The 21209-nt window shown below is 62.8% G+C and carries 16 protein-coding genes, 1 tRNA gene, 1 other RNA gene and 1 pseudogene; 9 read left to right on the forward strand and 10 right to left on the reverse strand.

Annotation, left to right across the window (positions count from 1 at the left end; translation table 11 throughout):
* Window positions 1-2: 2 nt before the first annotated feature.
* Window positions 3-78 (forward strand) — tRNA-Ala (locus tag V2I08_RS02900).
* Between the two features lie 141 nt (window positions 79-219).
* Here V2I08_RS02900 and V2I08_RS02905 read toward each other — a convergent pair.
* Both V2I08_RS02905 and gltX read right to left on the reverse strand, forming a co-directional pair.
* On the reverse strand, window positions 220-1506 hold the full coding sequence (locus V2I08_RS02905) for a citrate synthase (RefSeq protein ID WP_310222001.1): 1287 nt from the start codon (window positions 1504-1506) through the stop codon (window positions 220-222).
* Window positions 1507-1526: 20 nt separating this feature from the next.
* Complete coding sequence (gene gltX / locus V2I08_RS02910; protein WP_349633838.1) at window positions 1527-2981, reverse strand: glutamate--tRNA ligase; 1455 nt, start codon at window positions 2979-2981, stop codon at window positions 1527-1529.
* Window positions 2982-3047: 66 nt separating this feature from the next.
* Between gltX and V2I08_RS02915 the strand changes: the two genes are divergently transcribed.
* Entirely contained in the window at window positions 3048-5195 is a 2148-nt protein-coding gene (locus V2I08_RS02915) for a ComEC/Rec2 family competence protein (protein ID WP_349633898.1), read from the forward strand.
* Here V2I08_RS02915 and lexA read toward each other — a convergent pair.
* The 6 genes and pseudogenes from lexA to V2I08_RS02945 all read right to left on the reverse strand — a co-directional run bounded on the left by lexA (window position 5186) and on the right by V2I08_RS02945 (window position 10103).
* Window positions 5186-5857, reverse strand: coding sequence for a transcriptional repressor LexA (gene lexA / locus V2I08_RS02920; protein WP_349633839.1), 672 nt, complete (start codon window positions 5855-5857; stop codon window positions 5186-5188). The genes V2I08_RS02915 and lexA overlap by 10 nt on opposite strands.
* 69 nt (window positions 5858-5926) lie before the next feature.
* Window positions 5927-7108 carry a gephyrin-like molybdotransferase Glp gene (glp, locus tag V2I08_RS02925; protein WP_349633899.1) on the reverse strand — a complete coding sequence of 394 codons (1182 nt, stop codon included), beginning with the start codon at window positions 7106-7108 and terminating at the stop codon, window positions 5927-5929.
* Window positions 7109-7117: 9 nt separating this feature from the next.
* Window positions 7118-7576 (reverse strand): annotated as a pseudogene (moaC, locus tag V2I08_RS02930) (cyclic pyranopterin monophosphate synthase MoaC); the annotation flags it as partial.
* The gene (gene trpC / locus V2I08_RS02935; protein ID WP_349633840.1) at window positions 7573-8364 is read right to left on the reverse strand and encodes an indole-3-glycerol phosphate synthase TrpC; all 792 of its coding nucleotides are present in this window, start codon (window positions 8362-8364) and stop codon (window positions 7573-7575) included. The gene trpC and the pseudogene moaC, both read right to left, overlap by 4 nt.
* The gene (gene trpD / locus V2I08_RS02940; RefSeq protein WP_349633841.1) at window positions 8361-9353 is read right to left on the reverse strand and encodes an anthranilate phosphoribosyltransferase; all 993 of its coding nucleotides are present in this window, start codon (window positions 9351-9353) and stop codon (window positions 8361-8363) included. The genes trpC and trpD overlap by 4 nt, the downstream gene beginning before the upstream one ends.
* A 159-nt stretch (window positions 9354-9512) precedes the next feature.
* On the reverse strand, window positions 9513-10103 hold the full coding sequence (locus V2I08_RS02945; protein WP_349633842.1) for an aminodeoxychorismate/anthranilate synthase component II: 591 nt from the start codon (window positions 10101-10103) through the stop codon (window positions 9513-9515).
* A 310-nt stretch (window positions 10104-10413) separates the two neighbouring features.
* On the opposite strand from V2I08_RS02945, the gene V2I08_RS02950 reads away from it, so the two are divergent.
* Entirely contained in the window at window positions 10414-10647 is a 234-nt protein-coding gene (locus V2I08_RS02950; RefSeq protein ID WP_349633843.1) for a hypothetical protein, read from the forward strand.
* A gap of 17 nt (window positions 10648-10664) precedes the next feature.
* Here V2I08_RS02950 and V2I08_RS02955 read toward each other — a convergent pair whose 3' ends face one another.
* On the reverse strand, window positions 10665-11426 hold the full coding sequence (locus V2I08_RS02955; RefSeq protein ID WP_349633844.1) for an NRDE family protein: 762 nt from the start codon (window positions 11424-11426) through the stop codon (window positions 10665-10667).
* A 70-nt stretch (window positions 11427-11496) separates the two neighbouring features.
* On the opposite strand from V2I08_RS02955, the gene ssrA reads away from it, so the two are divergent.
* The 4 genes from ssrA (at window position 11497) to V2I08_RS02975 (ending at window position 17161) form a co-directional block, all read left to right on the forward strand.
* Window positions 11497-11851: a transfer-messenger RNA gene (gene ssrA, locus V2I08_RS02960) on the forward strand.
* Window positions 11852-12143: 292 nt separating this feature from the next.
* Window positions 12144-12527 (forward strand): tetratricopeptide repeat protein, encoded by a 384-nt coding sequence (locus tag V2I08_RS02965; RefSeq protein ID WP_349633845.1) that lies wholly within the window; start codon window positions 12144-12146, stop codon window positions 12525-12527.
* Between the two features lie 279 nt (window positions 12528-12806).
* Window positions 12807-14399 carry a hypothetical protein gene (locus tag V2I08_RS02970; protein ID WP_349633846.1) on the forward strand — a complete coding sequence of 531 codons (1593 nt, stop codon included), beginning with the start codon at window positions 12807-12809 and terminating at the stop codon, window positions 14397-14399.
* 92 nt (window positions 14400-14491) lie between these two features.
* Window positions 14492-17161: a TonB-dependent receptor domain-containing protein gene (locus V2I08_RS02975; protein WP_349633847.1), complete on the forward strand. Its 2670-nt coding sequence runs from the start codon at window positions 14492-14494 to the stop codon at window positions 17159-17161.
* Between the two features lie 142 nt (window positions 17162-17303).
* On the opposite strand, the gene V2I08_RS02980 is transcribed toward V2I08_RS02975, so the two are convergent.
* The gene (locus tag V2I08_RS02980) at window positions 17304-17951 is read right to left on the reverse strand and encodes a 2OG-Fe(II) oxygenase (RefSeq protein WP_349633848.1); all 648 of its coding nucleotides are present in this window, start codon (window positions 17949-17951) and stop codon (window positions 17304-17306) included.
* Between the two features lie 180 nt (window positions 17952-18131).
* Between V2I08_RS02980 and V2I08_RS02985 the strand changes: the two genes are divergently transcribed.
* Together V2I08_RS02985 and gspD are read left to right on the forward strand one after the other, a co-directional pair.
* A complete protein-coding gene (locus V2I08_RS02985; RefSeq protein ID WP_349633849.1) occupies window positions 18132-18983 on the forward strand; it encodes a type II secretion system protein N in 852 nt (283 codons plus the stop codon).
* The gene (gene gspD, locus V2I08_RS02990; RefSeq protein ID WP_349633850.1) at window positions 18980-21166 is read left to right on the forward strand and encodes a type II secretion system secretin GspD; all 2187 of its coding nucleotides are present in this window, start codon (window positions 18980-18982) and stop codon (window positions 21164-21166) included. Before V2I08_RS02985 ends, gspD begins: the two co-directional genes overlap by 4 nt.
* Window positions 21167-21209 lie beyond the last annotated feature (43 nt).

Here is a 21209-nt window from a genome sequence, read left to right on the forward strand (position 1 = left end):
ATGGGGCCTTAGCTCAGCTGGGAGAGCGCCTGCATGGCATGCAGGAGGTCAGCGGTTCGATCCCGCTAGGCTCCACCATTTTCCGACATTGATGATGTTTTGGCTGACGCGGCATAGCTGCGTCTTGCCGATGCTACGCGCACGCTTTCTATCGTGCCCGCACAACGAAAAACGGCACCCCTTTCGGAGCGCCGTTTTGTGTTTCAACCCTGGCGCGGATCAGCGCTTGTCGACGGGCACATAGTCGCGCTGCGTCGGGCCGGTGTAAAGCTGGCGTGGGCGGCCGATCTTCTGCGCTGGATCAGAGATCATTTCGTTCCACTGCGCCACCCAGCCGACGGTGCGGGCGAGAGCGAACAGCACCGTGAACATCTCGGTCGGGAAGCCGATCGCCGACAGGATCACGCCCGAATAGAAGTCCACATTGGGGTAGAGCTTCTTTTCGATGAAATAGGGATCGTTGAGCGCGATCTGCTCCAGTTCCTTGGCGACGTCGAAGACCGGATCGTTGACGCCCAGCTTCTCCAGCACGTCCTTGGCGGTCTTCTGCATGACCGTCGCGCGCGGATCGTAATTCTTGTAGACGCGATGGCCAAAGCCCATCAGGCGGAACGGATCGTCCTTGTTCTTGGCGCGGGCGATATATTCGGGGATCTTGTCCACGGTGCCGATTTCGCGGAGCATGTTGAGCGCGGCTTCGTTCGCGCCGCCATGCGCCGGACCCCAGAGGCAAGCGATGCCGGCCGCGATGCACGCAAAGGGGTTGGCACCCGACGAACCAGCGAGGCGCACGGTCGAGGTCGAGGCATTCTGCTCATGGTCGGCATGGAGGATGAAAATCTTGTCCATGGCGTCCACGATCACGGGATCGGGGATATATTCCTCCGCGGGGACCGAGAAGGTCATGCGCAGGAAGTTCGCGGTGTAGGACAGGTCGTTGCGCGGATAGACGAAGGGCTGGCCCACCGAATATTTATAGGCCATCGCCGCGATCGTCGGCATCTTGGCGATCAGACGGTGGCTCGCGATCTTGCGCTGCACCGGATCGTTAATGTCGGTCGAGTCATGATAGAAGGCCGACAGGGCACCGACCACGCCGCACATGATCGCCATGGGGTGCGCGTCGCGACGGAAGCCGCGATAGAAGGTGGTGAGCTGTTCATGCACCATCGTGTGGCGCGTGATGGTGGTGATGAAGTCTTCCAGCTCGGTCTTGGACGGCAGTTCGCCGTTCAACAGCAGGTAGCAGACTTCCATGAAGCTGGATTCTTCGGCCAACTGGCCGATCGGGTAGCCGCGATGCAGCAGAACGCCTTCGTCGCCATCGATATAGGTCAGGCCCGATTCGCAGCTTGCCGTCGAGGTGAAGCCCGGATCATAAGTGAACATGCCGGTATTGGCGTAAAGCTTGCGAACGTCGATGACCTGGGGGCCGACCGAACCGTCCATGACGGCATAGTCCTTCGTCGCTCCTCCGACGGTCAAAGTGGCATTATTATCCGACATATTGTTCTCCTTGAGTGCCATCAACCGGCCGATGCGTGCCCCACATCGGTCAGCCGTTCCAAGCTTTCCTCTTTCCCCAACAGGAAGAGGACATCGAAAATCCCCGGCGAGACGGTGCGCCCGGTGAGCGCTGCCCGCAACGGCTGCGCCACCTTGCCCAGTCCCAGACCGGCATCCTCCGCCACGCGGCGTATCGCGTCTTCGATCGCTTCGACCGTCCAGGACGGAACAGTCGAGAGAGCGTCGGCCGTCTTTGCCAGCAGCGCGCGCGCCGAGTCGTCTAGCAGAAGGGATGCCTTTTCGTCAAAATCAAGCGGGCAATTTTTGAACAAAAATTCCGCCCCTTCCGCAATTTCGTTAAGCGTCTTGGCCCTTGGCTTGAGCGAAGCCATCGCCTCCCCCAAAAGTGCCATGCCGGTTTCGGGCAGCGCTTTGCCCAATCGCGCTTCGACGCGGGGGGCTACCAAGGCTGCCAAACGGGCATCATCGGCTTCGCGCAGATAATGGCCATTGAGATTCTCCAGCTTCTTGATGTCGAAGCGCGAGGGCGAGCGACCGACGCCCGCAATATCGAACAGTTCGATGGCGCGGGCGATGGGGATGAACTCCTCGTCGCCATGGCCCCAGCCCAAGCGCAACAGATAGTTCAGCACCGCTTCGGGCAACATCCCCATCTCGTCGCGATAGGCGTCGACGCCGAGCGCGCCATGGCGCTTGGACAGTTTTGCGCCGTCCGATCCGTGGATCAGCGGGATATGCGAGTAGACCGGCTCTTCCCATTCCATAGCGCGGAGGATGCACAGTTGGCGGAAGGCGTTGTTTAGATGATCGTCGCCGCGAATGACATGGGTGACGCCCATGTCATGATCGTCCACGACCACGGCCAGCATATAGGTGGGGGTGCCGTCCGACCGCAGCAGGATCATGTCGTCCAGTTCGGCATTCTGCACGACGACGCGGCCCTGGACCGCATCCTCGATCACCGTTTCGCCTTCGCGTGGCGCTTTAAGGCGGATGACGAAGGGCGCACCTTCGGGGGCTTTTTCGGGCGCGCGGTCGCGCCAGCGGCCATCATAGCGCATCGGCTTCTTGGCGGCGCGCTGTTCTTCGCGCAGAGCGGCCAGTTCTTCAGGCGTGGCATAGCATTTATAGGCATGGCCGTTTGCCAGCATGGTATTGGCGACCTCAGCATGGCGCGGCGTCCGCTCGAACTGGAATACGGCCGGTTCATCGCCACCAAGGCCGAGCCAGTCCAGCCCGTCGAAGATCGCGGCGACCGCTTCCTCGGTCGAGCGGGCGCGGTCGGTATCCTCGATCCGCAGCAGGAACTTGCCGCCATGATGGCGGGCGAACAGCCAGTTGAACAAGGCGGTGCGGGCACCGCCGATATGGAGGAAGCCTGTTGGCGAGGGGGCGAAACGGGTCACCACCGGCTTGTTCATTCCCGTTGCGTTCACCGCCATATTGCCTGACATTCGCCCTTCTGATCCATGGATGCGATGCCCCCTAGCATGGCTTTCGAGCCACGACAAACCTCCCTTATGGTCGCGGTTGCCAGGCGCGTGCGCGTCGGGTTTGCGGCGGCGGAGCGCTGGTTGGAGAAAGAGCGGGAGCAGGTGCCGCTATGGGTGCCGGTTGCGCTGGGTATCGGCATTGCGGCGTGGTTCGCTCTGCCCAATCGTATGACCTGGCTGGCCTTTTGCTGTGGGGCGCTGGCGCTGGCCTGTCTGGGGCTGTTGCTGCCGGAGGGCGCGCGGTTGCGGCGCATGATGGCCGCAGGCGGCATATTGGCCTGCATGGGGTGTGTGCTGATCTGGGGCAAAGCCGTTATGTTGGGCGAGCCGCCCCTGGCGCGCGCGACATTTGTGGAAGTGACGGGCGAGGTTCTTTCGGTGCGCGCCGTGCCAGCGCGACAGATGGTGCGCGTGATGCTGCGTCCCGCTGGTGCGCCGACATTGCCCGGCACCATCAGGGTCAATGTCAGCGAGCGTGATGTGCCGGATGGCCTGGGCCGGGGCGCGGTGATCCGGTTTCGCGTGCGACTGATGCCGCCCGCGCCGCCCAGCGTTCCGGGCGGATATGATTTCGCTGCACGCGCCTATTTCCAGGGCATTGGCGCGACCGGCAAGGCGTTGCGGCCCGTTGAGGTGGTGAAGCCTGCGGTGGGTGACCCGCCATTACGCGCGCGGCTATTTGCCCATGTTGCCGATAAGGTGGACGATCCGGCCAGGGGGATTGCGATTACATTGGCGACCGGCGATCAGGGTGCGATCGCCGATGCCGATGCCGAAGCGATGCGCGATAGCGGCCTTGCCCATCTTCTGTCGATCAGTGGCCTGCACGTGACCGCGTTGATTGGCGTGGTGATATTCCTGCTGATGCGGATCATGGCGCTTAGTCGGCGGGCCGCGCTCGACTGGCCCTTGATGCTGATCGCAGCAGCGGGGGGCGCACTCGCAGGTGTGGGCTATACGTTGTTGACTGGTGCGGAGGTGCCAACAGTGCGCTCCTGCATCGCGGCGCTGCTGGTGCTGGGCGGATTGGCAATGGGGCGGGATGCCATCACGTTACGGTTGGTCGCCACGGGCGCGCTGATTGTGCTGGTCTTCTGGCCCGAAGCGCTGGTCGGGCCGAGCTTTCAGATGAGCTTTGCGGCGGTCACGGCGTTGGTGGCATTGGCGGAACATAAGCGGTTCCGCGCCTTTGCCGCCGCGCGGGATGAGGTGCGCTGGCGCAAGGTTGCGCGCATGCTGCTGGTGACATTGGCGACCGGCTTCGTCATCGAACTTGTGCTGATGCCGATCGCGCTGTTCCATTTTCACAAGGCGGGCATGTTGGGGGCGTTCGCCAATATCATCGCGATCCCGCTGACCACCTTTGTCGTGATGCCATTGGAGGCGCTGGCATTGCTGTTCGATCTGGTCGGCCTCGGCGCGCCTTTCTGGTGGTTGACGCAGCAAGCGCTGACGTTGCTGCTGGCGATCGCCCATGGCGTGTCGGCCAGTCCCTGGGCGACGATGTTGACGCCATCGGTGCCTTCATCCGTCTTTTCCGTGATAATGGGTGGACTGGTCTGGTGCTTATTGTGGCGTAGCCGATGGCGCTGGTTGGGACTGGGGCCGGTGGGGGCAGGCGTTATCGCCCTATTATTGCTGTCGCCGCCCGACATATTGGTGACCGGCGATGGTCGCCATGTTGCCGTGCGGACACCCGATGGGCGCATGGCGATATTGCGCGCGGGGGCGGGCGATTATGTGCGCGATGTCTTGTCGGAGAGCGCGGGCTATGATGGTGCGCTGGAGCCGATCGCGCGGTTGCCGCAGGCGCGCTGTTCGAGCGATTTGTGCGCGGTCGGGTTGATGGCGGGTGGTCGGCGCTGGCAGTTGCTCGTGACCCGCAGCGACATGCTGGTGGATCGCGCCACGTTCGAACGCGATTGCGCGGCGGCGGATATCGTCATTGCCGATCGTGGCCTGCCGCGCTGGTGCCGCCCGCGCTGGCTCAAGATCGACCGCCGCCTGCTGGCGCGAACCGGCGGCATGGCCATCGATCTGGACCATGCCGCCATTCGCACGGTGCGTCAGGCGGGTGACGCGCATCCCTGGATCGCGCCGATCCCCAAGCGATCGCGCCGCTATGATCCATCGAAACCGCGCCCGTTGTATGCGCGGCCTCGACCTCAATTATAGCGGCGGAGCAGTCCGGCGAGCTTGCCTTGGATCTGGACCTGGCGCGGGTCGTAGATTTGCGGCTCATAGGCGCTATTGGCCGGGTCGAGCCGCACCCTCTGCCCTTCGCGGCGGAAATATTTGAGCGTGGCTTCATTATCGTCGATCAGGGCGACGACGATCTGGCCTTCGCGCGCGACTTCGGTCCGCTGGATCAGCGCGAAGTCACCGTCGAGAATACCGGCCTCCATCATCGAATCGCCGGACACTTCCAGCGCATAATGATCACCTGCGCCAAGCAGGGCGGCGGGAACGGACAACATCGTCTGCCCCTCCATCGCCTCGATCGGGACGCCTGCCGCGATCCGACCATGCATCGGGATTTCGATGACGTCGTTGGCGGCGATGAGTTGTGGTGCCGACACCTGCGGTTTGGGCGCGATGATCGGGGCCGGGATGCGATGCATGGCATCGGGCAGCTTCAACACTTCGAGCGCGCGCGCGCGGTTGGGAAGACGGCGGATGAAGCCGCGTTCTTCGAGCGCGTTGATCAGGCGGTGAATGCCCGACTTGGAGCGCAGATCCAGCGCATCCTTCATCTCCTCGAAAGAGGGCGACACGCCGCCTTCCTCCAATCGGGTTTGAATGAAGCTCAGCAATTCCTGCTGTTTGGGCGTCAACATGGCTGCGGTCCTCCGTGGAACGTATAAGGAACGCATAGGAAACAGATGAAGATTAGTCAAGCGACCGGATCAGGGCAGGGGCAGAATTTGCACCGTGTTGCCGATGGCCGCGGGGGGAGAACCGGCGGGGCGGACGATCAGGCAGTCGGCCAGGGCCATGGCAGCGGTGGCGGCGCTGTCTTGCGAGGTGACCGAGACGATGCCGCCTTCGCTGCGGTAGGCGCGGAGATAATCGTCGCGGTCGCCGGTGGCGGGGAGGGGGGACGCGAGGCGGGCTTCGTGAAGGGGCGGGAGCGGGGCGCTTGCGCCCGCCATATGGCGGACCAGGGGCAGCAGGAACAGGGTGCCGGTGACGAAAGCCGACACGGGGTTGCCGGGTAACCCTAAGAATAGCGCGCTGCCGAGCCGTCCGGCCATCAGCGGCTTGCCGGGGCGCATGGCGATCTTCCAGAAATCGAGCGTGCCGCCGGCTTGCGCGAAGGCGGGACGGACCATGTCATGATCGCCGACCGATGCGCCGCCGGTTGAGACGATGATGTCGGCCTGGCGCGCGCGACTGAGCGCTGTGACCATGGCGTCGAGATCGTCGGCTACGATGCCGAGGTCGATGACGTCGCAGGGCACGGCGGCCAGCATCGCGGCGAGCATCGGGGCGTTGGAGGAGGGGAGAGCCCCCGGCGGGGTTGGCACGCCGGGCGGCACCAGTTCGTCGCCGGTCGAGAGTAGCGCGACCTTGGGCCGCTGTCCGACGGGCAAGCTGCCATGGCCGCCCAATACGGCCAGCGCGATCTGGGTCGGGCCGAGCCGCGAGCCTGCCTTGAGCAGGGGCGCGCCCTGCGCGAAGTCCGATGCGGCGGGGCGGACGTGGCGGCCGGGAGGGAGTGGGTCGGTGCTGGCGGTCAGGCTGTCGCCGTCGCGGGTGGCGTTCTCCTGGATTAGGATGGCGTCGGCCCCTTCGGGTAAGGGCGCGCCGGTGAAGATGCGGCAGGCTTCGCCCGGCGCGAGGGGCGGCGGCGGTGTGCCGCCTGCGCTGCTGGTCATGGTGACATGCCAGGGGCCGGGAGCCTCAGCGGCGCGCACGGCATAGCCGTCCATGGCGCTCAAGTCGGCCCAGGGCTGGGCGCGCTGCGCGACGACATCGTGGGTGAGCCAGCGTCCGGCGCAGGCGGTAACTGGAACGTCCTCGACAGGCAGCGGGTCGGCCAGGGCGAACAGGCGGGCCTGCGCCTCCGCAACGGGCAGCAGGCTCATGGGCCTGTGCCAGTCGCCCGACTTGCCCCCGGTCTTGCTGAGCAGACGGACGCCGTCGATGACCATCGCCTTGTCGATCGCCTTGGCCATGTCGTAGATGGTCAGCAGGGCGACGGAGGCGGCGGTCAGTGCTTCCATCTCGACGCCGGTCTGGCATGCGGTGCGCGCGGTGGCGGTGACGCGGACGCCGGTGTCGTCCAGGTCGAAATCTATCGTCACGGCACTGAGCGCGATCGGGTGGCAGAGCGGGATGAGATCGGCGGTGCGCTTGGCGGCCATGATGCCCGCGACCCGCGCGACGGCGAGGACGTCGCCTTTCTTGACCAGGCCAGCGAGGATCGCGGCGGCGGCCTCCTCGCTCATCTCGATCCGTCCGTCGGCAACGGCTTCGCGCGCGGTCACGGCTTTGGCCGAGACATCGACCATGCGGGCTGCGCCGTCGGGGTCGAGATGGGTGAGATCGCTCATGCGCCGGTCAGCAGGTGGCGGGTGGCGGCTTCGACATCAGCCTGCCGCATCAATGTTTCCCCGACGAGGAAGCAGCGCACGCCATGGTCGGCCATGGCGGTGAGGTCGGCATGGCCGGTGAGGCCGCTTTCGGCGACGAAGGTGCAGCCGTCGGGGGCTTTCCCCACCAGTTCATAGGTGCGGGCGAAATCGACGGTGAAGTCGCGCAGGTCGCGGTTGTTGACGCCGATCAGGCGCGAGCGGAGTTTCAGCGCCCGGTCGAGTTCGGCTTCGTCATGCACTTCTATGAGCGCGTCCATGCCAAGGCCGAGCGCGGCATCCTCGATTTCCGCCATCTGCCCGTCGTCCAGCGCGGCGACGATGATGAGGATCGCGTCGGCGCCGAGCGCGCGGCTTTCGAGGATCTGCCAGGGATCGACGATGAAATCCTTGCGCAAGACCGGCAGCGCGCAGGCAGACCGGGCGGCCATCAGATAGTCATCATGGCCCTGAAAATAGGGTTCGTCGGTCAGCACCGACAGACAGGCCGCGCCGCCCGCGGCATAGGCCTGGGCATGGGCGGGGGGATCGAAATCTGCGCGGATCAGGCCCTTGGAGGGGCTGGCCTTCTTGACTTCCGCGATCAGGCCGAAGCCGGAGCGCGCCGCATCGTCCAGCGCCTTGCGGAAGCCGCGCGGGGGCGTCTGTTCGCTGGCGCAGGCGTGAAGCGCGGCGACGCTGGTCGCGGCTTTGCGCCGGGCGACATCTTCGCGCTTATAGTCGCAAATCTCGATCAGCTTGTTGGTCATGTGTAGGCAATCCAGCAATTGAGCAGGGCGTTGGCGAGGCCGCGATCGATCGTCTCGGCGGCTTCCTCGACGCCTTCGCGCAGGTCGGTAACGGCGTCCGCGACGACAAGGGCGGCGGCGGCGTTGAGCAGCACCGCGTCGCGATAGGGACCAGTCTCGCCCTGGAGCAGCGCGCGCAGGGCGGCGGCGTTATGCGCCGCATCGCCGCCTCTGATGGCTTCGACCGGGTGGGTAGACAGGCCGAGTTCTGCGGCAGTGATACGGTGCATCGCGATCAGGCGGTGGCCAGCGACCTCCGCCATATCGTTACCGCCCGCGAGCGAGAGTTCGTCCAGACCTTCGTCGCCCGATACGATCATCGCCCGGTCGACGCCGAGTTCGGCGAGTGCCTGCGCATAAATGGGGACGTAGGCCGGGCGGGCGATGCCGACGAGTTGGCGGCGGACCCCCGCAGGGTTGGCCAGCGGTCCCATCAGGTTGAAGATGGTGCGCTCGCCGATCGCCTTGCGAATGGGGCCGAGGCGTTTGAGCGCGGGGTGGTAGTTTTGCGCGAAGAGGAAGCCGATGCCCAGATCCGCGAGAGTCGCTTCGGCGGTGGTGGCGGCATGGTCGAGGTTGAGGCCCAGCGCTTCGAGCGTGTCGGCGGCCCCGGCCTTTGAGGAGGCGGCGCGATTGCCATGTTTGGCGACCGGCACGCCAGCGGCGGCGACCACCAGCGATACGGCGGTCGAGACGTTGAGCGTATGATGGCCATCGCCGCCGGTGCCGCAGACGTCGATGGCTCCGGCGGGGGCGGTGACCGGGATCATGCGGGCGCGCATGGCGCGGGCGGCGGCGGCAATCTCTATCGCGCTTTCGCCGCGTCGGGCCATGGTGACGAGGAAGGCGGCGATCTCCGCTTCGGGCAGGTCGGCGTCGAACAGCAGGTCGAAGGCGATGGCGGCAGCCTGCGCGTCGAGCGGCGAGGAGGGGTCGGGCAGGCGGGTCATGACGCTTTGCCTTAGTCGGGACAGGGCCGGTTAGTCGAGAGGCCGTTAGGGCTTAACTTCGCACTTTTCCCGCACAATTTGAAATATGATTTCCTATTGCCGACAGATTTGGAAAGTGACCGGCGCAGCATAGCAAAGCCCATCCCGATAGGACAGGCGTCAGGCGGCTTCGCGCGTCTTCACCTTCATGCCGGCGATCCGCATGAAATTGGCCAGCATGTCGTGACCATGTTCGGTCGCGATGCTTTCGGGGTGGAACTGGACCGAGTGGATCGGCAGGGTTGCGTGGCGGAAGCCCATGACCGAGCCATCTTCGCTCGTCGCGTTGACGACGAGTTCGGCAGGAATATTCTCGACGATCAGCGAGTGGTAGCGGGTGGCGGTGAAGGGCGAGGGGATGCCCGCGAACAAGCCGGTGCCGTCATGGGTGACGGGGGATGTCTTGCCGTGCATCAGGCCGCCACGCACGACCTTGCCGCCGAAATGCTGGCCGATCGCCTGATGACCAAGGCACACGCCAAGCAAGGGCGCGCCCGCATCGGCACAGGCAGCGACGAGGTCGAGGCTGACGCCCGCTTCGTTCGGCGTACAGGGACCGGGCGAGAGGAGGAAGGCCTTGGCACCGCTGGAGAGCGCCTGGCCCGCAGAAATGGCGTCGTTGCGGACGACTTCGACCCGCGCGCCCAATTCCATCAGATAATGGACCAGGTTCCAGGTGAAGCTGTCATAATTGTCGATGACGAGGATCATGGGGACAAGGCTATAGGGCGGTAGGCGGGCGAGGGGAAGCGGTGGCGTGCGTGCGTCCGATAAGAAATATCGCAACCGAAACAGCGCGACAGAGGGGCGCTGCGCCTGCTATGGGCAGCCATCGACGCGAACCCTGCCTGCAAGCATTCGCGTGACCGAGAGACGATCGCGCTCCCGCTTGCCAGCAAGGAGCGACCCTCTTGGTCCAGCTTAAACATCGTCACCCTGACCAGCCATGCTTGTCTGACCGCTTTGCGGCTGCGCGCGCGGCACTTGGCCGCATCACCATCTATGTGGAAGGCAAGGGCATATGAGTCGCGCAATTAACATCAAAGCCGAACTGACTGAGATAAAGGCTATGTGCGAACGCCACAGCCTTGCGATCTCAACCATCGAGGCGCTGCCGGCCGGGGGCACGCGGGTCGTGATGCTGAACCCCGATGGGGCGGAGCGTTTGCGGACGTTGATGAAAGCCAAGCTGATCGATACGCCGGTCGTGCGCTCATCCCTGTTCCTGGCACGGCAACCTCGCTCGGCGGGCTGATCGAGGGCTGGACATGGTCAGAGCGGCCATTGGAAGGTGATATGACTCTCGCCAGTCAATGCTCCCGTCGCATCAAAGCGGCGCTCCACGATCATGCCGACACCGTCCATATCGATCGCGACGAGGCTGCTGCATCGCGTTCCATAGACAGGATCGCGAATGAAGATGGGCGAAGCCGTCGCTTCGTCCGCCATGTCGGACGGGATGGTTGGTTGCATGCCCGCGTTTGGCAGCTTTTCCATCCGCAAGGCATCGAACAGCCTGCCGGGCGGACTGACGTCGCCGGTCAGCCAGTCGAGCAACGCCGCCTTGAGCGTCAGCACCTTTGGCCATGGCGCGTCCAGCGTACCGTTGGACAGGCCATAAAGGCCCGGCGTCAGACGGATACGCGATGGAACGGGCCGGTTGGTCAGGAAATGCGCGTCGTCGCGATCGATAAGTATGAGATTGAAGGGGTTGAACTCGTCAAGCGCGGCTGTTTGCGCATCGGCATAGCGCCCGTCACCGGCCAACAGGTCCGTCACCAGCCCCCCGCGTGAAGCGCGATCGGGCTGGGGATGACCATAGCCCCGCAAATTGGTGACGATCGCCGCGCGGCCTGCTTCCGATATTCCCAGCCATGTGCCGCCTGATTGCAGATCGCGCCCGGCGATGATGCCTGGCCGGTCGGCCCAGCGTGCAAGCGGCGCGGCGGCGCGCGTGTGATATTCGTCGCGATTGCCGATCAGGATCAGCCGCCAGCGCGGATGCGCGGCCCATGCCATGGCCATGATACACATGGGGCCGCCCTACCCGTCGATTAGAGTGAAGGCAAAATTTATCCTGACGGCTCTCGGCCCTCTGACGGAACATCTTGAAAAACCGTGCGGGCGCGCGCATATAGAGTGTGCCGGGTTCGCCCGGCTATGGTGATAAATTGTGTCGTATAATAGACGCAGCGGACCCGGGGGCAGTACCCGGCGGTTCCACCACATATCCCGATGGGCTTCATGCCCGGCGGGATGTCTGACGGGGCCGAACTAGGATCGACGTGTGTTCAAAGGCGATATTTTTACCCGGCCCGTGTAAGCCGTTAAACTGTGCAAAACTCACAAGTGCCAACGATAACGAAGCACTCGCCATTGCGGCGTAACTGAGGGCCTCACGGCCTGACGTTACCCCAAAATAGCGCGGTTGAACCCACCGGGCAACAGAAGGGAATTCAGCGGCCTCCGGGAGGGCCGGGCAACAGAACCTCCCGGACTTTATTCCCCCACATCCTTGTTTCGGCTTCGCGTGCGATCTCCGCCGGAGCTTTGTCACGACTCGCGTCGCGAATCGATGGACATCGACCTGTCCTTTCGATTACGCTTTTATGACAGTGTGATGAAATATTCATAAGCTGCTGTTTTTACGTGAAACAAATTTGTTTCATCAAAATTGCACGCTCTTGCGCCGATGTCATCTAAATGAAATACTCCTGACTATAGTAAGAAGTTTTTTTCAGGAGAAATGTGATGAAGACGGTAGCGGTAATGGTGGGTTTTGCGCTGGCCTGTGTCGCGCCGGGCATGGCCCAGGCCGCACCGGATGAGGTGGTCGTTGTGGGTGTGCCTGATGGGCGGCTGGCGGCAGGCTCCTTGATGCGCGGCGATTTTGAGAAGGCCGCCAAGCGCCTGAACGCGGTACGCCCGGACGCTGCGAGCGATCCCGCGCGGCTTATTAATCTTGGCCACGCCTATCTTGGCATGGGGCGGATCGCCGACGCGCATGGCGCCTATAAAAGTGCGCGATTTGCGCCCGAATCCGTGCTGGTACTGGCCAATGGCGAAGAAGCGTCTTCGCGCGACATCGCGCGCCGTGCGATGAGCCGTATCCAGACCAGCTACGCCATGCGCTGATTATTCAGCGCTTGCATTCAGCTTTGAAGAGTTAACTAAGGGTGTCGCTCATAAGGGTGGCACCCTTAACCTTGTCGCGGTGAAGGTCGTCATCATAATGACATGAAAGTCATAAAAGCGTCATTCAAATGACGCTCCGCTGTCACGAAATACCAACAAGCCTGTCACGTCCCGCGCCTAGTTGCCCTGCTTGAGGGTGACAGGGGGCGTTATCCGATTCGAATTCCCCTGCGCTCCGCATCCTGAACACATCCCGGCAGCAGCCGGAGCGGAGACGACATGGCCAAGATTAACCGTATTCACACGATCCTGATGGCGAGCTGCGCTTGCATCGGTCTGAGCGCTTGCGGCGCCGACGACATTTCCTCGCCGGGCGAAGGCACCATCGTCATCCCCGCGCCGACGCCAACGCCGACGCCGACCCCCACGCCAACGCCGACCCCCACGCCGACCGGCGTGACCCCGGCCGCCAATTGCCCGAACATTTCCGGCGCGGCACAGCTCACTGACCTCGGCACCATCACCAACGGCGGCAACACCTGGCGCAATTGCGGCTTCCCTGCCCGCTTCACCAGCTCGGCCGCGATCCCCAAGGTCGCGGGCGTCATCTATTCGCTGCCAGGCCGCGTTGATGTCGGCACCGACCAGGGTGCCGCCAGCACCAACACCGACGTTACGCTGACGATCGATCCGGGCGTCGTTGTCTTTGCCGGCACCGGCAATGCCTTCCTCGCCGTCAATCGCGGCAATCGTCTGAATGCGATCGGCACGGCGACGCAGCCGATCATTTTCACCAGCCGTGAAAACGTGCTTGGCACTGCGACCGACCAGTCGTCGGGCCAGTGGGGTGGCATCGTGCTGCTCGGCCGCGCGAAGATCACCGACTGTCTCGCCCCGGCCGCCGCGCCCGGCACCAACGCCTGTGAGCGTGATACGGAAGGCACCAGCAACGCCCTGTACGGCGGCACCAACGATGCCGACGATTCGGGCCGCCTGTCCTATGTGCAGATCCGTTATTCGGGCTTCGTGCTGTCCGACGGTAAGGAGCTTCAGGGCCTGACGCCATCGGGTGTCGGCACCAACACCGAAATGGATCATATCCAGATCCACAACAGCTCGGACGATGGCATCGAATTTTTCGGTGGTGCGGCGCATCCGCGTTACCTGGTGCTGACCGGCAACGAAGACGACAATCTGGATACCGACATGGGCTTCCGCGGAACGGCACAGTTCGTTCTTTCGATCCAGCGTGAAGGCAACAATATCGGCGACACCTTCCTCGAAACCGACTCGAACGGTGGTAGTGCAGCCAACAACAGCGAAGACGCCCTGCCGCGCCAGTATCTGAAGGTTGCCAACTTCACCCATATCCAGCGCTCGAACACCGGCGACAACGGCGCGTCGATGTTGCTGCGTGGCGGTGCCGACCTCGCTTTGGTCAACGGCATCATCGTCAGCCCGACCCAGAGCTGCCTGCGCATCAATAGCCTGACGACGGTGCGCGATGCCGACACCGCGCTGCAGGATGCTGGCAAGCCGCGCTACATTTCGGTGGTGATGCAGTGCAACAGCACGCCCTATAAGGGCACCGGCGGCGTCGATGTCGCGCTGGTTCAGTCGATCTTCGAAGCTGGCCCGAACAGCACGATCAGCTACACCCCGTCGCTGACCAGCCTGTTCATCAATGGCCCGACCGAAACCGCCCGTCCGGCGGTCGATCCCAAGACGATCGACAGTGCCTTCACCACCACCACCTATATCGGTGCGGTCAAGGACAGCAACGACACCTGGTATGCCGGTTGGACCTGCAACTCGGTGACCGCCAACTTCGGCACCACCAGCGGTAGCTGCACGGCGATCCCGACGACCTGATCGGACCCACGACCTCAACAGGGGCGGGGGAGCGTGCATTTGCGCTTCCCCGCCTTCTTTTGCACTGCATATCCCAAAGGGGGACATTTAGCATGTCGAAGCCGCTCAGCCTGGCGCGCCTGCTCCTGATTTCATCCGCCCTGGTCGCGCCTGCCGCCATGGCGCAGATCGACGCCGGCGGTGCCGTGTCGCCAGCCGCCGCTCAAGAAGAAGAACAGCAAGACGGGTTCGACGTGTCGATTCCCGGCGCGAACATCGTCGTCACCGGCCGTCGCACCAGCAATGTGTCGCAAGCCGCTCCGCAAGTGGTGAACGTGCTGTCGGCTGCCGACATCCGTCGCACGGGCGAGGGCGATATCGCCGGTTCGCTCCAGCGCGTTACGGGCCTGTCGGTCGTGTCGGGCGGTTATGTCTATGTCCGGGGTCTCGGCGATCGCTATTCGCTCGCGCTGCTCAACGGTTCGCCGCTGCCAAGCCCGGAACCTTTGAAGCGCGTTGTTCCGCTCGACATCTTCCCAACGAGCGTGATCGCATCGACGCTGGTGCAGAAAACCTATTCGGTCAACTTCCCTGGTGAATTTGGCGGTGGCGTCATCAACCTGACGACCAAGGCCATTCCGAGCGAAAGCTATCTGGAAGTCGGCGTCGGCAGTTCGGCCAATACCGAAACGTCAGGGCAGATGGGTTATACCCATTATGGCTCCAAGTCGGACTGGACGGGCTTTGACGACAGTTCGCGCAACGTCCCGCCGCTGCTTCAGCAGGCCTTCAATAGCGGAAAGCCTTTCTCCGATATCAGCCGGGCGGATCAGCAGGCCATTTCCATGCAGTTCCTCAATTCCGCTACGTCGGTCGTGCAGCGGACCAACAGCCTGCCATTCAATTTCTCGGCGTCGCTCAACGGCGGCACCGCTGTTGATGTCGGCAGTGATGGTCGCCTGGGCGTGATTGCCACGGCGTCCTACAGCAATAAGTGGCGTACGCGCGACAACCTGCAGCAGGCGTCGCTCGACGTCGCACAGGGTGCGGGCAGAAGCTATCAGCAGGTTGCCACCGATAATGAAATCACGGTCAACGGCCTGTTGGGCTTTGGCCTGGAGCTGGGCGAGCAGAAGCTGCGCTGGACGAACCTCTACATCCGCGACACGCTCAAGCGTAGCGCGCTGGCCGTCGGTCAGAATGACGGGTTGATCCAAACGGCCGACTATATGAATCAAAGCACCGCCTGGTATGAGCGGCAATTGATCGACACGCAGTTGGTCGGCGAGTTCAAGCTGACTGACGCGCTCAGCCTCGACATGCGGGGTGGCTTTGCCAACTCGCAGCGTGAAGCACCTTATGAGCGTGAGTTCGTCTATGTGCGGTCGAATGTCAGCCTGGATATCGATCCAGTGGGCGATCGTTTCATCAACCTGCTCAATCGTCAGCGCGGTGATGCTTCCATCACGTTCAGTGACCTGAACGAGGATCTGTGGTTCGCCGGTGCGGATTTGAGCTACAAGATCGCGCCAGGCTATTCGTTGACGGCGGGCTATGCCTTCAATGATACCAAGCGTCGTTCGTCGCGCTATGAACTGCATTTCGACGCCGTCAACTTGCCGATCCCCGTGACGCAGTTGCGCCCCGACTTCCTGTTGTCGGATGCTTCGATCCAGCTCTATAATATCGGCCTGCTCGATTTTTCGGGCAACTATCCGGTCTATGATGCCGCGCTGCGGACCCATGCAGGCTATGCCCAGGTTCAGGCCGAACTCTTCTCCGGTCTCTCGGTAAATGCCGGTGTCCGTTACGAAAAGGGCAACATGTCGGTAACCGGCGTGGACGTTTACAGTACGGGCGTCACGCCCTTCAATGAAATCCGCAACGACTATTGGTTGCCGGCGGTGACGGTTACCCTCGAAGCCGCCAAGGGCCTGCAACTGCGCGCCAGCGGCTCCAAGACGATCGCTCGGCCGCAATTCCGCGAATTGATCGCCCAGCCTTATCTGGACACCGAATCGAACCGTTTCTTCCGCGGCAACCCCTTCTTGCAGGACAGCCAGTTGTGGAATGCGGACGTTCGTGCGGAGTGGTATATGGGCCGCGACGAACGGATTACGGCGGCAGCCTTCTACAAGAAGATCGAGAACCCAATCGAAACCTACACGACCATCACGGATACCTACAGCGTCGCGACCAGCTTCGCCAATGCGCCCGAAGCGACGCTCTATGGTGCCGAGCTGGAAGTGCAGAAATATATTCCGCTCGATAACTGGTCGGATTCGTCCTTCTTCCTGAGCCGTCGTATCGTGCTGATCGGTAACTATACCTACACCCAATCGAAGCTGAGGGTGAAGGACGGTGACACCACCATTCCTTATACCTACACCGTAGGCGATCTGCCGGCGGCATCCGACTTCTTCCTGAACGGTGTGCCGTTGACTGGCCAGTCCGACCATCTGGTCAACCTGCAGATCGGTCTGGAGGATACGGACAAGCTGTCGCAGCAGACCTTGTTGCTGACCTATGCCAGCGACCGCGTCACCAGCCGTGGTCCGAATCTGCAGCCCGACATCAAGGAACGCCCAGGCGTGCAATTGGACTTCGTGGCCCGTCAGGGGGTCAAGCTGCCCGGCGGCATCAACAGCGAGTTCAAGTTCGAAGCCCGCAACATATTGGGACGGAAGTTCCAGGAGTTCCAGGAAGAGGGCGACAGTCGCGTCTTCTATAACCGCTACAAGATCGGCACCACCATCGCCGCGTCGATGACGGTGGCGTTCTAAAGCGACGGTCACGGGTCGCCCCCTGCGCGGCCCGATGATGGCAAAAAAGCGACCGGCCCGTTTTCATGCGGGCCGGTCGCTTTGTTTTCGATCACACAGGATATGCGGTCCGCCGCTCACGCGCTGCGACGGGCCCCCAACTTCAGCCCCAGGGCTTTTCCCGATACCATTTGGTGATGACATGCTTGACGCCACTGCGCACCTTCATGCCGTGGTGAATGCTGGCGGGATTGGGCTGCCCCGGAGCAAGGCGGTTGTTCCAGGCGAGCAATTTGCCGGTCTGCGGTTGCACCGTCTTGCCGATCTTGGTGAAGCGCGTCGCGCCACCCGCTGCCGGTTCATTGAGATAGATCATCAATGTCCAGGTGCGATTGCCGGCGACCGAGCAATAGGTCGCATAGTCCGCGCCCTTTGGATCGAAATAATCGGTGTGGGCTTTGAATTCCTGGCCGACATCGTAGCGTTGCCCCTGTATCGGTTCGCCATAGTGGGTGGCAATGCCGGCAAAAGCGTCGAGCCGGGCATTGATCCCGGCAACGAACGGGTCGGCATGGTCAAGGTCGCAGGTTTCGCTGGTACGGAAATAGCCGTCACCATTGGCATCGGCGATGGTCGAGGGGCGGCGCTGCGCATCAATGCGCTCGATCAGGGCGGTGCAATCGGGCGCTGAAAGAAAGTCGCGCAGGATGAACAGCGTGATTTCCCTGGTCGGGACACGCTGGACCCGCGGGTGTGAGCCAATCCAGGCGGGGTCGCCATCAGCGGCGGTAGGGATGATCTGGTCGGTCATAATCGGTCCTGCAATGGCATTATAGCGCCGTGAAGACGGCGCCGTTGCTATCGCGCAACCAGCAAAATGCAAGCGATGGGCGTGCCTGCCCTCATGTCATATTACAGTCATATAAACGTCATCGTCCCGTAAGGAGAAATGCCTAGCAGGCTTCCATATCAGTGGGGGCTTCATCAGATTATGCGAGTGCCGTTTGGCCAGACAGTGCGCGGGTGGAGCGAGCGCAGGCCGCGTGGTTTGCCGCCATTTGACGGATGGCGTCTGCTGGAGCGCGGCTTGCTGGTCCTGCTTGCCCTGCAACTGGTGCGGCTTGTGTGGGCGATGATGGTGCCGGTGGGCAGTTTCGGGCCGTGGGAGGGGCGGCAGGCACAACTTTTGTCGCCGAGCGCGCGTCAGGCCCTTTTTGCCTCCTTCGATCCCTTCTTCCGTAGCGACGCCCCGACCCCATCGGGCACTGGCGTTGTCACTTCACTGGCGCTCACCCTCTATGGCGTGCGCGTCAATGAAGGGTCGGGGCTTGGTTCTGCCATCATCGCATCGCCAGACGGCGTGCAGAATAGTTTTGCCGTGGGTGACGAAATCATGCCCGGCGTCGTGCTGAAGGCGGTGGCGTTCGATCATGTGACGATTGATCGGGGCGGGGCGGAAGAGCAGATTTTCATTGATCAATCGACCCCCGCGCCCGCCGCAGCGCCAGAAGGCGACGCGCCTTCGGTTGGTGCCGTATCGTCGGGGGAAGAATCGACTGGCGCACCCGCTTCCGCGCCGAGTGCAGACAGTTTGAGGCGCGATATCGGCTTTGCCCCGCGCATGGAAAATGGTCGCGTCACTGGACTGGTTGTCAGCGCCAAGGGGCCAGCTTTTGCCAGTGCCGGTTTTCGACCTGGCGATATCGTGACCCAGATCAACGGTCAGCCGATCGGCGACCTCCAGTCCATTCAGAACCAGATTGCGCCCGGTGCGCGCCTGTCCCTGACCGTGGAGCGCGGCGCTGCCGTCGCCTCCGTCAACCTGATCGTGCAAGGCCAATGACCCGCAAACTCCTCCATACCGCCGCCCTTGCCCTCGCGCTGGCGACTCCGATCGCCGCGCCGCTGATGGCGCAGCAGACGCTCAATGTCCGCGATGCGGACATCCGGGCGTTCATTCAGGACGCGGCGCGGGTGACGGGACGCACCTTCATCATCGACAATCGGGTGCAGGGAAAAGTGTCGGTCGTGACCGACCGGCCCTTGTCCCGATCCGAATATTTCGAGATCGTATTGTCGACCCTGCGCGCCAATGGGCTGGTGGCGGTGCCAGCACCGGGCGGTGCCTATCGCATCCAGCCCGCCGATGGCGCATCGGGCCAACCCAGTAGCGTTGGCAGCGGTGCCAGCCGCAACAGCTTTGTAACCGAGGTGTTCCGCCTGCGCTCCATTGACGCGGCGAGTGCGCTGGAAACATTGCGTCCACTGGTGAGCAAGGAAGGGTCGGTCACGGCCAACCGCGCCGGTAACAGCGTGGTGGTTGCGGATTATGCCGACAATATCGCCCGCATCCGGCAAGTCATTGCGCGCGTTGACCGGGACACGTCGGCGACGCAGATGATCATGCTCAAAAATGCAGGCGCGCGCGAAATCGCGACGTCTTTGCAGGCGCTGGTAGCCGGCGGCGGATCGGGCGAAAATGCCGCGCCGTCGGCTGCGACCGTGGTGCCGATCGACAGCAGCAATGCCATCGCCATCCGGGGCGACGCCAATAGCGTCGCGCGCCTCGCGGCCATGGCACGGCAGCTTGACCAGCAGGCGGCAAGCGGCACGGAGATACGTGTCTATTGGCTGGAACATGCCGACGCCGAGAAGTTGTTGCCTGTATTGCAGCAGTTGGTCGGGCAATCCACGAGTCAGCCCGTGACGGCATCGACGCCAGCGGACGCCAGCGCTGCACCGGCAGCGCAGGCCGCAGCGCCGGTTGCTGCCGCTTCATCATCGGGCAGCGGCATATCCATGCGCGGGCCTGCAATCGTTACGCGCTATGACGGAGCGAACGCGATCATCGTTGCGGCCAACAGCGATGTGCAGCGCATGCTGGGCGAAACGATCCGCCAGATCGACACGCGCAGGGAACAGGTGCTGGTGGAAGCGATTATCGTTGAGATCAGCGATGCGGCGGCCAAGAAATTGGGCGTACAGTTTTTGCTGGGCAGTACGTCAACCGGCTTTGCCGCGACAAATTATTCCAATGCGTCGCCCAATCTGCTGACGCTGGCCGGTGCTTATGGTGCCGAGCAACTTGGAACGACGACGACGACAGTGGTTGCACCGGACGGTACGCGGACCACGACGGAGGTGCGGGAGAATGGCGAGCTAGCCAGCAGCTTGCAGCAGGCTGCGATCAGCAGCCTGCAAAGCGCCACGGGCATTATCGGTGGCCTGGGGACGCAGATCGGCAAAAATGGCATTTTCGGCGCGATCATCAACGCCGTGAAATCGGATACGGAAAGCAACCTGCTGTCCACGCCTTCGGTCATGACGCTCGACAATCAAAAGGCATCCATCCTGGTCGGGCAGCAGGTGCCGATCACGACCGGCGAGGCATTGAGCCAGAATTTCGATAATCAATTCCGCACCGTCCAACGGCAGGATGTCGGCATCAAGCTGGAAGTGAAGCCGCAGATCAACACCGGCGGCGCGATCAAACTGTTTTTGAAACAGGAAGTGTCGAGCGTGGCCGGTCCGGTGAGCAACTCCAGCAGCGACCTCATCATCAACAAGCGCGAGATCGAAACGACGGTCACGGTCGATGATGGCGAGATATTGGCGCTGGGCGGATTGCTCGACGATAATGAGCGCAAGACGATCGAGCGGATTCCGTTGCTGTCTGACATTCCAGGGCTGGGCGAATTGTTCAAGTCGCGCAGTCGTAGCCGGACCAAGACCAATTTGATGGTGTTCATCCGCCCGACAATCCTGCGGTCGAAGGAGGATGCGCAGAAGCTGACGCAGCAGCGCTATGGCTATGTTCGCGGGATGCAGTTGCAACGTAATCCCGACATGGAGCCAACCATCGATGAACTGGTGCGCGATTATATGGGTGCAACGCCGCCGCTGCCGCCGCAGCCGACCGATGCGGTGATGGTGCCTGCACAACCCGAAGTGATCGAGCCTATTGTGCGACAGTCGAGCGGCGTGGTGCGGCCGGTGGACCTGCCGCCGAGTGGAGAGCGTAAGTGAGTTCGCCATTTTTCACCGTTCGCCCTGAGCGAAGTCGAAGGGC

The organism is Sphingobium sp. MK2 (assembly GCF_040170545.1).
GTDB lineage: Bacteria > Pseudomonadota > Alphaproteobacteria > Sphingomonadales > Sphingomonadaceae > Sphingobium.

Excerpts from the sequence above, each read along its gene's own strand:
- V2I08_RS02980 (WP_349633848.1), bottom strand. The coding sequence starts at position 17,951 with ATGACCGACCAGATCATCCCTACCGCCGCTGATGGCGACCCCGCCTGG.
- V2I08_RS02945 (WP_349633842.1), bottom strand. The coding sequence starts at position 10,103 with ATGATCCTCGTCATCGACAATTATGACAGCTTCACCTGGAACCTGGTC.
- V2I08_RS02950 (WP_349633843.1), top strand. The coding sequence starts at position 10,414 with ATGAGTCGCGCAATTAACATCAAAGCCGAACTGACTGAGATAAAGGCT.
- lexA (WP_349633839.1), bottom strand. The coding sequence starts at position 5,857 with ATGTTGACGCCCAAACAGCAGGAATTGCTGAGCTTCATTCAAACCCGA.
- gltX (WP_349633838.1), bottom strand. The coding sequence starts at position 2,981 with ATGTCAGGCAATATGGCGGTGAACGCAACGGGAATGAACAAGCCGGTG.
- glp (WP_349633899.1), bottom strand. The coding sequence starts at position 7,108 with ATGAGCCTGCTGCCCGTTGCGGAGGCGCAGGCCCGCCTGTTCGCCCTG.
- V2I08_RS02965 (WP_349633845.1), top strand. The coding sequence starts at position 12,144 with ATGAAGACGGTAGCGGTAATGGTGGGTTTTGCGCTGGCCTGTGTCGCG.
- gspD (WP_349633850.1), top strand. The coding sequence starts at position 18,980 with ATGACCCGCAAACTCCTCCATACCGCCGCCCTTGCCCTCGCGCTGGCG.
- V2I08_RS02975 (WP_349633847.1), top strand. The coding sequence starts at position 14,492 with ATGTCGAAGCCGCTCAGCCTGGCGCGCCTGCTCCTGATTTCATCCGCC.
- V2I08_RS02905 (WP_310222001.1), bottom strand. The coding sequence starts at position 1,506 with ATGTCGGATAATAATGCCACTTTGACCGTCGGAGGAGCGACGAAGGAC.
- V2I08_RS02985 (WP_349633849.1), top strand. The coding sequence starts at position 18,132 with ATGCGAGTGCCGTTTGGCCAGACAGTGCGCGGGTGGAGCGAGCGCAGG.
- V2I08_RS02970 (WP_349633846.1), top strand. The coding sequence starts at position 12,807 with ATGGCCAAGATTAACCGTATTCACACGATCCTGATGGCGAGCTGCGCT.
- V2I08_RS02955 (WP_349633844.1), bottom strand. The coding sequence starts at position 11,426 with ATGTGTATCATGGCCATGGCATGGGCCGCGCATCCGCGCTGGCGGCTG.
- V2I08_RS02915 (WP_349633898.1), top strand. The coding sequence starts at position 3,048 with ATGGTCGCGGTTGCCAGGCGCGTGCGCGTCGGGTTTGCGGCGGCGGAG.
- trpC (WP_349633840.1), bottom strand. The coding sequence starts at position 8,364 with ATGACCAACAAGCTGATCGAGATTTGCGACTATAAGCGCGAAGATGTC.
- trpD (WP_349633841.1), bottom strand. The coding sequence starts at position 9,353 with ATGACCCGCCTGCCCGACCCCTCCTCGCCGCTCGACGCGCAGGCTGCC.